The 12,683-nt window shown below is 53.0% G+C and carries 12 protein-coding genes and 1 other RNA gene; 9 read left to right on the forward strand and 4 right to left on the reverse strand.

Annotation, left to right across the window (positions count from 1 at the left end; all coding sequences use genetic code 11):
- Positions 1 to 41: 41 nt before the first annotated feature.
- The 3 genes from ACP7IZ_RS09655 to ssrA all read right to left on the reverse strand — a co-directional run bounded on the left by ACP7IZ_RS09655 (position 42) and on the right by ssrA (position 2,772).
- Complete coding sequence (locus ACP7IZ_RS09655; RefSeq protein ID WP_426848928.1) at positions 42 to 1,694, reverse strand: fumarate hydratase; 1,653 nt, start codon at positions 1,692 to 1,694, stop codon at positions 42 to 44.
- 46 nt (positions 1,695 to 1,740) lie between these two features.
- Entirely contained in the window at positions 1,741 to 2,277 is a 537-nt protein-coding gene (locus ACP7IZ_RS09660) for an SspB family protein (RefSeq protein WP_426848929.1), read from the reverse strand.
- A gap of 169 nt (positions 2,278 to 2,446) precedes the next feature.
- Positions 2,447 to 2,772, reverse strand: a transfer-messenger RNA (tmRNA) gene (gene ssrA / locus ACP7IZ_RS09665).
- A 97-nt stretch (positions 2,773 to 2,869) separates the two neighbouring features.
- Between ssrA and thyX the strand changes: the two genes are divergently transcribed.
- The 3 genes from thyX to ACP7IZ_RS09680 all read left to right on the forward strand — a co-directional run bounded on the left by thyX (position 2,870) and on the right by ACP7IZ_RS09680 (position 4,484).
- On the forward strand, positions 2,870 to 3,778 hold the full coding sequence (gene thyX / locus ACP7IZ_RS09670; protein WP_426848930.1) for an FAD-dependent thymidylate synthase: 909 nt from the start codon (positions 2,870 to 2,872) through the stop codon (positions 3,776 to 3,778).
- A 22-nt stretch (positions 3,779 to 3,800) separates the two neighbouring features.
- Positions 3,801 to 4,079 (forward strand): hypothetical protein, encoded by a 279-nt coding sequence (locus ACP7IZ_RS09675; protein WP_426848931.1) that lies wholly within the window; start codon positions 3,801 to 3,803, stop codon positions 4,077 to 4,079.
- Positions 4,080 to 4,202: 123 nt separating this feature from the next.
- Positions 4,203 to 4,484 (forward strand): hypothetical protein, encoded by a 282-nt coding sequence (locus tag ACP7IZ_RS09680; protein ID WP_426848932.1) that lies wholly within the window; start codon positions 4,203 to 4,205, stop codon positions 4,482 to 4,484.
- Positions 4,485 to 4,561: 77 nt separating this feature from the next.
- Here the strand turns inward: ACP7IZ_RS09680 and ACP7IZ_RS09685 are convergent, their stop codons facing one another.
- A complete protein-coding gene (locus ACP7IZ_RS09685) occupies positions 4,562 to 5,677 on the reverse strand; it encodes an Mrp/NBP35 family ATP-binding protein (RefSeq protein WP_426848933.1) in 1,116 nt (371 codons plus the stop codon).
- Between the two features lie 157 nt (positions 5,678 to 5,834).
- Between ACP7IZ_RS09685 and ACP7IZ_RS09690 the strand changes: the two genes are divergently transcribed.
- From ACP7IZ_RS09690 to ACP7IZ_RS09715, 6 genes are all read left to right on the forward strand, one after another.
- Positions 5,835 to 7,046 carry an OpgC family protein gene (locus tag ACP7IZ_RS09690; RefSeq protein ID WP_426848935.1) on the forward strand — a complete coding sequence of 404 codons (1,212 nt, stop codon included), beginning with the start codon at positions 5,835 to 5,837 and terminating at the stop codon, positions 7,044 to 7,046.
- A 33-nt stretch (positions 7,047 to 7,079) separates the two neighbouring features.
- The gene (locus ACP7IZ_RS09695) at positions 7,080 to 7,715 is read left to right on the forward strand and encodes an SGNH/GDSL hydrolase family protein (protein ID WP_426848936.1); all 636 of its coding nucleotides are present in this window, start codon (positions 7,080 to 7,082) and stop codon (positions 7,713 to 7,715) included.
- Positions 7,716 to 7,847: 132 nt separating this feature from the next.
- A complete protein-coding gene (locus tag ACP7IZ_RS09700; RefSeq protein ID WP_426848937.1) occupies positions 7,848 to 9,380 on the forward strand; it encodes a DegQ family serine endoprotease in 1,533 nt (510 codons plus the stop codon).
- Complete coding sequence (locus ACP7IZ_RS09705) at positions 9,381 to 10,409, forward strand: FUSC family protein (protein WP_426848938.1); 1,029 nt, start codon at positions 9,381 to 9,383, stop codon at positions 10,407 to 10,409.
- A gap of 101 nt (positions 10,410 to 10,510) precedes the next feature.
- Positions 10,511 to 11,506, forward strand: coding sequence for a quinone oxidoreductase family protein (locus ACP7IZ_RS09710; RefSeq protein WP_426848939.1), 996 nt, complete (start codon positions 10,511 to 10,513; stop codon positions 11,504 to 11,506).
- A gap of 465 nt (positions 11,507 to 11,971) precedes the next feature.
- Entirely contained in the window at positions 11,972 to 12,667 is a 696-nt protein-coding gene (locus tag ACP7IZ_RS09715; protein WP_426848984.1) for a hypothetical protein, read from the forward strand.
- Positions 12,668 to 12,683: the final 16 nt, after the last annotated feature.

Genomic DNA, 12,683 nt, shown 5'->3' on the forward strand with positions numbered 1-12,683 from the left:
GCTGTTGGCCCCTTTGCAGCAAAGGGGCCAAGGCTGCTGTCTTACAGCTCAGCGTAGAAGTCGTTGCCCTTATCATCAATAACAATAAACGCAGGAAAATCTTCTACTTCAATTTTCCAGACAGCTTCCATGCCCAGTTCGGGGTATTCCAGCACTTCTACTTTGCGGATGCAGTCTTTGGCCAAGCGTGCGGCAGGGCCGCCGACAGATCCCAGATAGAAGCCACCATATTTCTGGCAGGCATCCTTTACAGCCTTGGAGCGGTTGCCTTTAGCCAGCATGACGTAGGAACCGCCATTGGCCTGAAGTTCTGCTACGTAAGAATCCATACGGCCAGCAGTTGTGGGGCCAAAGGAGCCTGTAGGCATGCCAGCCGGCGTTTTGGCCGGTCCTGCGTAATAAACGGGATGATCTTTTAAATACTGCGGCAGGCCTTCGCCTTTTTGCAGGCGTTCGCGGAATTTGGCATGGGCAATATCACGCGCAACCACCACGGTACCCGTAAGAGCCAAACGGGTTTTGACGGGATATTTGGAAAGCTCCTTGCGGATTTCATCCATCGGCCGATTCAGGTCGATTTTGATGGCTTCGCCTTCCAGATGTTCATCTGTGGTTTCAGGCAGGAAGCGGGCAGGGTCATGCTCCAACTGTTCTAAAAAGAAACCTTCGGCTGTAACGCGTGCCTTGATTTGCCGATCTGCTGAACAGGAAACGCCAATGCCAACAGGCAAAGATGCACCGTGCCGGGGCAGGCGGATAACGCGCACATCGTGGCAGAAATATTTGCCGCCAAACTGTGCGCCAATGCCCAACTTGCGGGTAAGTTCCAGCACCTTCTGTTCCATCTCAACATCACGGAAGGCGTGGCCGGTCATATCCCCTTTGGTCGGAAGGGAATCGTACCAGTGGGTGGAAGCCAGCTTAACTGTTTTGAGTGTCTGTTCGGCAGACATACCGCCAATAACAATGGCCAGATGGTACGGCGGGCAAGCAGATGTGCCAAGCGTCTTGATTTTGGTGTCCAGCCAATCCAGCAGCTGCTGTTCAGACCCCAGCAGGGCGCGCGTTTCTTGGAACAAGAAGGTTTTGTTAGCAGAGCCACCCCCCTTGGCCACGAACATCAGATCCATCTGCTCATCGTGCTCACCAGCGGGGCTGGCAAAAAGATCGCACTGAACGGGCAGGTTGGTGCCGGTGTTTTTTTCATCAAACATCGTTAGCGGCGCCATCTGGGAATAGCGCAGATTGGTGCGTGTATAGGTTTCGTACACACCCTTGGAGAAGGCAACTTCCTCGTTCCCTTCCACCCAGACGCGCTGGCCCTTTTTGCCGAACACAATAGCGGTGCCAGTGTCCTGACACATGGGCAGCACGCCACCTGCCGCAATGCAGGCGTTTTTCAGCAGATCAAGCGCCACAAAGCGATCATTATCTGAAGCTTCGGGGTCTTTCAGAATGGAAGCAAGCTGAGCCAGATGTGCTGGCCGCAGAAAATGCGCCACTTCATGAAAAGCCTGCGCTGTCAGTTCTGTAAGGGATTCGGGGGTAACATGCAGCACGGTTTTGCCACCGCACTGTGATGTGCTCACACCTGCAAGATCCAGCTTGCGATAGGTGGTTTTATCCTCTCCCATCGGGAATAGGGGAGAATAGGCAAATTCCGGCACCGGGGGGCGAGGGGGCTGGCTGGTCATTTCTTCGTGTCTTCTCCGTCAACCTGGCCCCGTTTGCGCCGGGGCTTCAGGCGGGTGATGGTCCTTTCTTGCGGAAAGCGTCAAGACTCACGACCTGTGAGGACGAGTCGCTTTCCTCCGGCCCGTCCTGTTCGGGCTGGCCAGTGGTGGGTTCTTCCGGTGTGGGTTCCTCCGTTGGCTCCATGGCAGCAAAATGCAGGCTGAACCTTATGGCAGGATCAGCAAACCCAGTAATGGCCTGCACGGGAATAACCAGTATGGAGCCAACACCCCCAAAGGAAAGGCCGACAGAAACAGTTTTGGCTGCCCGGTCCACCTTCAGATCCCAGAACTGGTGCTGGAGCACGATGGTCATTTCATGCGGATACTGGGCGCGAAGTCGGGCAGGAATATCCACGCCGGGAAAATCCGTAAGGAAAGTCAGATAGAAATGGTGCTCTCCTGCAAGCCCTTCGCGGCTCACATGTTCGAGCGCATTCAGCATCACGCTGCGTGAGGCATCGTTCAGCCAGCGTTCATAAGGCAGCAGGCTGGTGGCCGGGAAAAGGGATTCGTCCTGTGTGGGGTCGTGGTCATCAGCCATATCATTTGCTCCTTGCCGCCACCGGGGAGACCCCGGCTTTTTGATCGATATCTATATAACGCAGGGATGCGCGAAAGATCACGCAAGCGCAAGCACGCCGGGCATGTTTGTTGCAACACCAGCCATGCAAGCCGTGGTGTTTGAAGCAGAACTGAACTGGGGAATGAGGTGGGAGGGCTTCTGTTGCCCGGTGCCCTCCCGAACCGCGCTTATCGCTTATGCAGCGACAGCGAGCACCTCAGTGTTATCATTGGCACTTGTAGAAATAGCCCGATAACGGTGGTACAATACCGGGCAAAAAGAATATCTTTACTGCGCGTGTCGAGCCTATTTCGTCCCCATCTGTCCAAACCTTTACAGGCTGAATGATTGGTGGAGACGCCGGGTACCGCCCCCGGGTCCACTACGCCTATTCCATACCCCGTTTATTGCCATAGTCGGAAGTGAACTTCCGACACACCAAACATAGGCAGGTGCGCAGGGGTGCGCAAGGTGTTTGTGGTAAGAAAATTACAGCGTGCGACAGTAGCATCCATGGTGCTCTATGGAGTATGGAAGTCTAAATTTAGACCACGGTTAGGAACAAAGCGGCATGGCACTTACGGAAGAACAGCGGGCGGAAATCGCAGCTCACGGGCAGGAAACCTTTGCCACGCGCAGGCCCACCGTGCCGGCGCTGGAAGCCATGCTGTATGAGCCGCAGGAAGTGCTGGACCATGGGTTCCTGCGCGTTATTGATTATATGGGGGACGATGCTGCCATTGTGCAGGCTGCGCGCGTTTCGTACGGCCGGGGCACCCGCAAGGTTTCAGAAGATGCGGGGCTGATCCGGTATCTGATGCGCCATCGCCATTCCTCACCGTTTGAAATGTGTGAGATGAAATTTCACGTCAAACTGCCGATTTTTGTGGCGCGGCAGTGGATTCGCCATCGTATGGCCAGCGTGAATGAATATTCGGCACGCTATTCCATTCTGGACAGTGAATTTTACCTGCCTGCGCCAGAGCATATGGCCGCCCAAAGCGAAGTAAACCGGCAGGGCCGAGGGCAGATTCTGGCTCCAGAGCAGGCAGCGGAAGTTTTGGATATCCTGCGTGATGATGCCATGCGCACCTATCGTGATTACGAAAAAATGCTGGATGCAGAAAATGGATACGGTCTGGCGCGTGAACTGGGGCGTATCAATCTGACCCTGAACACCTATACCCAGTGGTATTGGAAAATAGACCTCCATAACCTTATGCACTTTCTGGCCCTGCGGATAGACCCGCATGCGCAGTATGAAATCCGTGTTTATGCAGAAATCATGCTGAAAATTCTGCATGCATGGGTGCCGGTAACGGCCAGCGCCTTTGAAGAATATCGCCGTGGTGCTGTCACGTTCTCGGCAACAATGATGCAGGTTTTGCGCCGTATGCTGGCTGGAGAAACGGTGGAGCAGAAAGGTTCTGGCCTTAGCCGCCGTGAATGGGATGAAATGCTGGCCAGTTTGAAAGGCTGATTGCTAGAGTGTTATCCTGATCATGATAAACACGCCGGACGATACAGATGCATCAAAGGGGGGAACACCGTTCTTTGAGCAGATTGTGCAGGAAGGCCAGCAAAGTACAACGCTACGGAAATCTTTGAAGGCAGGGCGTTTGCCGCCACTGTGGCCTTTTGTAGTTATTGCCGTAGCGCTTGTAGTTGTGTGGGGTGTTCTGTTTTTGAATGCTCCAGCCACCAAAGATAATTGGCATTTTCAATTCTGTGATCATGCGCAAGGTGGAATGAAAAATATCTGCCCTCAGCTTGGTCCGTAAGGATGTCATGCAACGGGGCAGGTAAGGATATGTCTTTCAACCTGCTTGGGTTTGTGAGTATTTTTAAATGTACAAATCCTTAATCTCGGCATGTTACAAGTGCCTGGAAAATTCTGAAATTTAATGGAGTATAGAATGACAAATTTTATGCGGCGTATCTCTATGGTATTCTCTGGTGTGGCCATGATCGGGCTGGCATATCCCGTTCATGCAGACACATTGCGGGATAAGCAGACAGAAGCCTGTAAAGGGGATGCTGTGCGCCTTTGTGCTCTGGCTATTCCCAATGAAAAGAAAATTACAGCATGTATGGAACGTAAGCAGGATAAGCTTAGCCCCAAGTGCCGGGCTTTTTTCAAGAAAGGTTCAAAAACATCTCCGGCACATAAGCCGAAATCCAAATAAACTGTTTGCTGGGTTTATAGAAAAACCGGCCATTCTCTTAGCTTAACGGAAAGGCCGGTTTCTGTTTTTTAAACTGTTTACTTTTGTATCTGTGGTCGCAGCATTTCTGCAACTGTATGTGCAATGTGGCGCCACGCTTTGGCGCCTTCACCCTCTGGGTTTTCAATAATGCCAGGCACGCCTTTGTCTCCGCTGGCGCGAATGTCTGCCAGTAGAGGAACTTCCCCAAGGAAAGGCACGCCCATGGCTTCGGCTTCTTTTTTGGCGCCGCCGTGGCCGAATAGTTCTGTGTTGTGTCCACAGTTCGGGCAGCAGAAATAGGACATATTTTCAATTAGCCCCAATACGGGCACATTTACTTTTTCAAACATTGTCACCCCACGGCGCGCATCAATCAGCGCGATATCCTGCGGAGTGGAAACAATAACAGCCCCAGTTAGAGGCACTTTTTGCGTAAGAGAGAGCTGCGCATCCCCAGTGCCGGGTGGAAGATCCACCACCATCACATCCAGATTTCCCCATGTCACATCTGTCAGCAGTTGGTTGATGGCGCCCATCACCATGGGGCCTCGCCAGATCATGGCGGCCTTTTCATCTACCAGCATGCCGAGGGAAACAGCCTTGATGCCCCATGCTTCAACGGGTTGCAGCTTGCCATCTACAACTTCAGGCTTGCCCCTTGCGCCCAACATGCGGTGCAGGGAAGGACCATGAATATCGGCATCCAGCAGACCAACTTTCAGGCCTTCTAAACCAAGCCCAACAGCCAGATTGGTTGCAGTGGTGGATTTGCCCACACCGCCTTTGCCTGAAGCTACGGCAATAATGGTTTTTACACCGGGAAGAATGGGGGCATTGCCATCAGCCGGTGCCGTGCCCCCTAAAGGGCGATGTCCGCCAGATGCTGATTTGGGTTTGGCTGCTGCTCCGGCGGGGCGATGTGCGGTGAGAATGATGCTTGCACTTTGCACACCCGGGAGTGTTTCTAGTTGGCGGGCTGCACCATCACATAAAGCAGAAATTGTTTGGGCGTGTTCGCGCGCGACAGCAAAGGCCACAGAAAGTTTACCTTCTGTGAGTGAACAGCCTTCCAGATGCCCATAAGCCAGCAGGTTTTTGCCCGTTTGTGGGTCTTTTACATTTTCCAGAACGCGCGCGATGTCCTGAGAGGAAATGGAGGGAGGCTGGGCCACAATTTTGCTCCTGTTGAAGGTGATGAGGTTTGATGTGTTGGCAACAGCAAGCATGGCTTGCCGTCAAGAGGCAGGGCTGCGCGGGGTGGTGTGCAGGCTTAGCGTGTTTCCTGCGTGTGACAGATTTTTTCTGGCACAGAACAGATGAGGCCGGTAGATGACGCACATGGTAAATGCAGTGGCGGATGGCCGGGTGGACAAAATGACCTCACAGGCTGAAAAAACTTCAGGATCTGGTGTTGTTTCTGCACAGCCACCCAAACCTGTTGCGGGCCGAGGGCGAGATCATCGGATTGATGCCATGCGTGGTGTGGCGCTGCTGATGATGTTTATAGACCATATCCCTCAAAACCTGCTCAACCGTTTTACCATGCGCAATGTCGGGTTTGCAGATGCGGCGGAAGTATTTGTGCTGCTTGCAGGGTATGCATCGTGGTTGGCATATGGGCGTGGCTTTAGAAAATACGGTGTACCCACAATTCTAAAGCGGATTTTCCGCCGGTGTGTGCAGCTTTATATTGGCCAAACTATTATGGTGGCGGCTTATGTCTTCACCGTAAGGGCATGGCGTCATTTCACTCCGGTTTCAGTTGATTATCTGGAGCCTGAACTGGCACATGGCATGGGCTGGGTCTGGCGTGTGATGATGTTTGATGCCTTGCCCAGCAACCTTAACATTTTGCCTCTTTATATTGTTCTGCTGGGCGGGTTCCCGCTTTTTTATGTGCTAATGCGTGTGCATCGCTCGCTCGCACTCGTGCTTTCTGGTGCCGTATGGTTGTTCGTCAATTTTGATCCGGAAATAAACTTTCCTAACTGGCTGGACCCGGATGGGTGGTACTTCAACCCGTTTGCATGGCAGTTTCTGTTTGCGCTGGGTCTTACGGCCTCTGCCGAAACCGAACGGCGTGGGGGTGATCTGCCGCAGAAGCGGTTACTGGTGATAGCCAGCGTGTTGTATCTGGTGTTTTCTGCCATTCAGGCTTTTCCGTGGACATTGTGGGGGCTGCCAGATTTCCGTCCGTTTGGAGATTCCATAGCGCCTGCCAAAACATGGCTTTCTCCGTTTCGTCTGCTGGATGTTGTGGCCATTTTTTATCTGGTTCAGTCCTCAGATAAAGCGCGGCAGTGGGCGGCGGAAAGCAAGCTGGGGCAAATTCTGGCACGGGTTGGCCGTCATTCCTTAGAAATCTTTGTGGTGGGCACGGTGCTGGATCTGTACGCACGGCTCATTTTTAGCACGTTTGGTGAAGGTTGGGGCTTGCAGGTGGCGGTCAACATTGTGGGGCTGGCTGTGTTGTTCTGGCTGGCCGCTTGGCTGGATGCCCGCCGTACACGCCAACGGGCTGCATTGGCTGCCAGTAAGTAAGACAGCGCCAGCGATTATTGTGAAGGAAACACCATGTCCTTAACCAAGGCTTCTTCCCTACCGCATGTGGCCCAGCTTTTGCGGCACAAAAAGCCAGTAAGAATGACGTTGTTTGGATCTTCCTCCACAGAAGGGGTAGGAGCCTCATCACTCGCTGCCAGTTACGCAGGTATTTTTGAGCAAAAAATGCGCGCTGCGGTGCCTGATAAGCTGGAAGTCATCAATCGCGGTATTGGTGGGCAAGGGGCCGTGCAGATGCATGCACGGCTGGCACAGGTTCTGGCAGACAAGGCAGATCTTGTAATTTGGCAAGGCGGTGTAAATGATCCGCTGACAGGCGTAAATCTGACAGATTTTGAACAGATAACGCGGGATGATCTGCTTGCCCTGCGCAAAAATGGAGCAGATGTTGCGCTTATGGATTTGCAATGGTGCCGTTTGTTGGATGAATGCCCCGTGGCACCGGCTTTTCAGGCATCGGTGCATGCGCTGGGGCAGGAACTGGAAATGCCCGTGTTCCCGCGTTTTGAGCTGATGAAGCTGTGGAGCAAAACATACGGTTTAGGGCGGGAAGACCTTTCCCCCGATGGCATTCATATGGGGGATACGGGCTACCGCCTGTTAGGTGAGGCCGTGGCTCAGTGGGTGTTGGATTTGGCGGCGGAATAACGGCTTCAAATTGGGTTGATATGGGCAGAACAAAAAACCGCATGTGTAAATCGGGCTGACCTTTCAGTATGTTCATGCCATAAACTCACAATATACTTTCCTGCCGCTGTCTGACAGAAAGACTGTTTCTTCATGCGTATATCTGCCCGTTTTGCCCGTGTTTTTTCTCTGTCTGGTCTTTTGCTGGCGGGGGCAAGCTTTGTGCATCCTGCGCAGGCAGATCAGGCTTCCACGGCTGCACCACCTGTAGTGGTTGCGCAGCGCGTGCCGGAAAGCTTTGCAGATCTGGCGGCAAAGCTTTTGCCTGCTGTGGTGAATGTTTCCACCACCCAGACAGTGCGGGCAGATTCGGACGATGATGATGAAGATGACCAACTGCCACAGATGCCCAATTTTCCGCAGGGCTCTCCGTTTGAGAAGTTCTTTCATGATTTCATGAACAGGCAGACCGAGCCAGATGCGCCGCCACGGCGGATGCAGGCATTGGGGTCTGGCTTTATTATTGATCCTACCGGGTACATCGTGACCAACAACCACGTTATCCGTAAGGCAGACCGTATTACGGTTACCTTGCAGGATAACACGGTACTAACGGCCAAGGCTGTTGGGCATGATGATAGAACAGATCTGGCGCTGCTGAAGGTAGAAAGCAAAAAGCCTCTGCCTTTTGTGCAGTTTGGTAATAGTGATAGCCACAGGGTGGGGGATTGGGTGCTGGCTATTGGCAATCCGTTTGGTTTGTCTGGCACGGTTACGGCAGGTATTATTTCCTCACGCGGGCGCAATATTGACCAAGGCCCGTATGATGATTTCATCCAGACAGATGCGCCTATCAACAAAGGCAATTCCGGCGGCCCGCTGTTTGATATGAATGGGCAGGTTATTGGCGTAAATACAGCCATTTATTCGCCCTCCGGCGGATCTGTTGGTATTGGGTTTGCCATTCCTTCCAACGAGGCCCGCAATGTGGTCGAGCAACTGCGTAAAACCGGCAAGGTTTCACGCGGATGGCTGGGTGTGAGAATTCAGAATGTTACGCAGGATATTGCGGATGGTCTGGGGCTTACGCCTGCACGCGGCGCCTTGGTAGCTGGGGTGGAAAAAAATGGCCCCGCTGCCAAAGCAGGCTTGCAGACCGGCGATGTTATTCAGGCGCTGAATGCGCAGCCGATTGAAGGCAAGGCATTGCCACGCCTTTCTGCCCAACTGCCGGTAGGCAGTGTGGCCCATCTTGGCGTATGGCGGCACGGTAAAATCTTGGATCTGCCTGTAACTATTGCAGCATTGCCAGAACCTGCGGCTGATACGCCGCAGAAACCAGCGGCCCCATCTAAAACCAAGGAAACTGTCAGTTTTGCAGATTTTGGTTTTTCTGTTGGTGTGATTGATACAGCAGCCCGGCAGAAATACGGCCTGTCTGCAAATCAGAAAGGGGTGCTGGTGACATCGGTGCAGGATGATGGTCTTGCAGCAGACCGAGGGTTAAAGCCCGGAGATGTGATTACCGAAGTGCAGCAGGCAGAAGTAAATACGCCAGCAGACCTGAAAAAACGGATTGAAGCAGCCAAAAAGGACAAAAAGCGTTCAGTGCTGCTGCTTGTGCATGATTCGGATGGTTTGCGCTGGATTCCGTTTTCCCTAACGGGTGAAGATACGTCTCAATAAATGGTTCCATTTTCTATTCAGGCGCCATGGCTGAACAATGCTGTGGCGCGGCAGACCGTACGGCTGCTGAGTGCCGTTGGTCTTTCTGGCTTTATGGTGTGGCTTACCAATCTGCAGGAGCCGGGTTGGGCCATTATTACCTCCGTCATTGTCACGCAAAACAGCATTACGGACACTATTTCCAAAGGGCGGGATCAGATTGTTGGCACCCTGATTGGAGCGGTTGCCAGTATTGTACCCATTACGCTGATGATGTTTTTGCGTTGGCCATTATGGGAGGCCTTTGCAATCGCCTTTATTCCACTGGCTGTGTTGGTCAGTTGGAAGCCCGCAGCACGCATGGGCGTGGTTACGCTTATGATTGCCACTTTGTTTCCTTCAGAAGGAGATCCTTACCTCCGGCCTATCGAGCGCGTGTTGGCTATTCTGATCGGGGTAGGTGTTTCCACACTGGTTACTTACGTTGTGCTGCATGAGCAGGCACGACGAGATGCCTTTCGCAACGCTGCGGAAACGGTGACGCAAATTGTAGCCATGCTGCAAAAAGCCCGCTCTGGAGATACAGACTGGGTGACCATTCAGGACATGAATGATGATTGCGCGGCATCGTTGCGCAAGGTTCAGGCCGCGTTGGAAGAGGCGCGGCGCGAACACTGGAAACCGTTGGAGCAACGAGACCCCATGCTTGCGCAACTGCCCAAGGAAGTGCGGCAATTGCAGATGGATGCATTGGTGGTAGCGCGCGCCATGCTGCGTTTTCCACATTCAGGGTCCACTATCCCTCCACAACAGGTGGCCACCATTAGTGCTGGCCTGCTGCGTGGGTTCCAATGGGTTATTCAGCGCTGCAATGATGAAGCCACTGCCCGTTCAGGTGATGATAGCCGTGTGGCGGCAGAAGTTATTTCTGCCCTTCCAGCAGAAGATGAAACGGCAGACCCCATCATACGTTTTGTTGTGGGAATCCTGCTGACGGATCTGAAGCATATTATCAGTTTTCTGGGTGAGGATGACGCAGACCGCCCCTGATTTTCAGGAAGGCAGGCCCTGCATGTCTGGAACGCTGTAAACTTATTGGCCGCTGTGTTGCTTGGAAACATGACGGAGGGGCATGCAGCGGGCAGTGGAAAATGAGGCAAGAAATGGCAAGTGATCTCAACACAGTTGTGCGTGTACATCACACAGGGCCACCAGATGTATTGCGTGTTGAAACGCTTCCTGTTCCCCAGCCTCAAAAAGGGGAAGTGCTGCTACGGCAGGAAGCCATAGGTGTTAATTTTATAGATACCTATTTCCGTTCCGGTCTGTACCCGTTTCCAACTTTGCCAGCCATTCCCGGGAATGAGGGCGCAGGCGTGGTGGAAAAAGTGGGTGAAGGGGTACAACACCTTCGGCCCGGTATGCGGGTTGCTTACGCCGGAGCTTTGGGGGCTTATGCCCGTTATCGCACCATTGCAGCAGACAGGCTGGTGGTGCTGCCAGATGCTATTCCATTTGAGATTGCTGCGGCAGTTACCTTACGTGGCCTTACGGCCCATATGTTGTTGCGCCAAGTTTATCAGGTTCGTACAGGACAGGATATTTTGGTTTATGCCCCGGCAGGGGGTGTTGGGCAGCTTGTATGCCAGTGGGCGCGGCATCTGGGTGTGCGGGTGATAGGCGTAACCTCTACAGAGGAAAAAGCGGCTATTGCCAAGGCTTGCGGTGCGGCAGATGTTGTTATTGGCATATCAGATTTACCTGCCCGGATACGGGCATTGACTGACGGGAAAATGGTACCCGTTGTATATGACAGCATTGGGCGGGATACTTTTGAAACCAGCCTGAACTGTCTTGCGCCACGTGGGCTTATGGTCAGTTATGGTAATGCATCCGGGCCGGTTACCGGGGTGTCTGTAGGTACCTTAAGTGCCCATGGAAGCTTGTATCTGACACGCCCATCTTTGATGACATATATTGCAGACCGCAAGGAGCTGGAGTCTGGGGCGCAGGAACTGTTTGCAATGGTAGAGCAGGGGGTGTTGAAGCCAGCAATTGGCCAACGCTTCCCACTTGCAGAAGCCGAGCAAGCGCATAGGGCGCTGGAATCGCGCAGCACAACAGGTAGTACGATTCTGACAGTCTAGATTTTTGCGCAGCTGTCATGAACATGTGCCAACATCTGTTTCAATGGCATGACGTGCAGGCCCGTATAGGGTAGGATAACTTATCTGCCTGATTGTAACGGGCGGAATAGATCAAGGATAACAAAACATGTCCAAGTGTGCGGTTAAGTGCCCGAAATCTCCGTGTGTGCGTGGCCTTCTGGTTGCCGGACTGATTGCAACAGTGGTGTATTTTCTGCGTAAGAAGAAGTCCTGCGCATAAAATTTGCTTCTTGCAGATTTCATGCAGCAAAGCCCGTCTGGTCTGCCAGACGGGCTTTCTGTTTTCTGATCGCGTCGTTGTCAGACCCCATAACATGGCGTCATGGCTTGTGTTATGGTGAAACCATTGTATCACGGGCATTAAAATAACCCAGTGTCTGGCGCATGGCTGCATCAGACTGATGTTGGAAAGGATTAAGAGCGTTGCATCCTCTCGTTTCCCGTATGTCTTCTTTGGTCACAGGTTCTGTGGCCGTGTGCACGCTCGCTGTAGCTGGCTTGGCTGCTGCTCCTTCCGCAGCTCATGCTCAGGCTTCCGTGCTTTTGAAAAACCAGACCGCAACCGCTGTGGTTGAAACAGTGGACCGTGATGCGCGTGAAGTGCTGCTGCGTGAAGGCAATGGGCATCTGATCACTATTGAATATGGTAGTGCTGTGCGTGATCTGCCGCATCTGCATGAAGGTGATCACCTCAAAATTCGCTTTGTGGAAACACTGGGTGCCCAGATGGCCCCCCCAGATAGCCCGCTGCCCGAATCCACACTAACAACTGCCCGTGGTTATGCGCATGGCCATCCGCGTGGTGTTATTGCAGCTTTCAATCGTGAACGTGGCACCATTAAGGCGATTGACCTGAAAACCCACACAGCTTCCTTTGTAACGGACGATGGCGCACTGCATGTTGCCGTTTTGCGTACGCAGGCTATGCAGGATTTTCTGGCGACTCTGAAAATTGGTGACGTGGTGGATATTACACGTGCGGAATCCATTTCTTACGTCATCACCAATGAAAACGTGCCCCAGCCGCCCACCAATGGGCCGCAGCTTGCCGCTCCGGGTGGTGATAGCGTAGCAGCCCCAGCAACACAGGCAGCTCCTCCTGCAGCTCCGCTTGAAGCTCCGGCAGCAGCTGGCCAGTAAGAGTTTATCTGCGTGG

The organism is Acetobacter sp. AAB5 (genome assembly GCF_050106715.1).
Taxonomy (GTDB): Bacteria; Pseudomonadota; Alphaproteobacteria; order Acetobacterales; family Acetobacteraceae; genus Acetobacter; species Acetobacter oryzifermentans.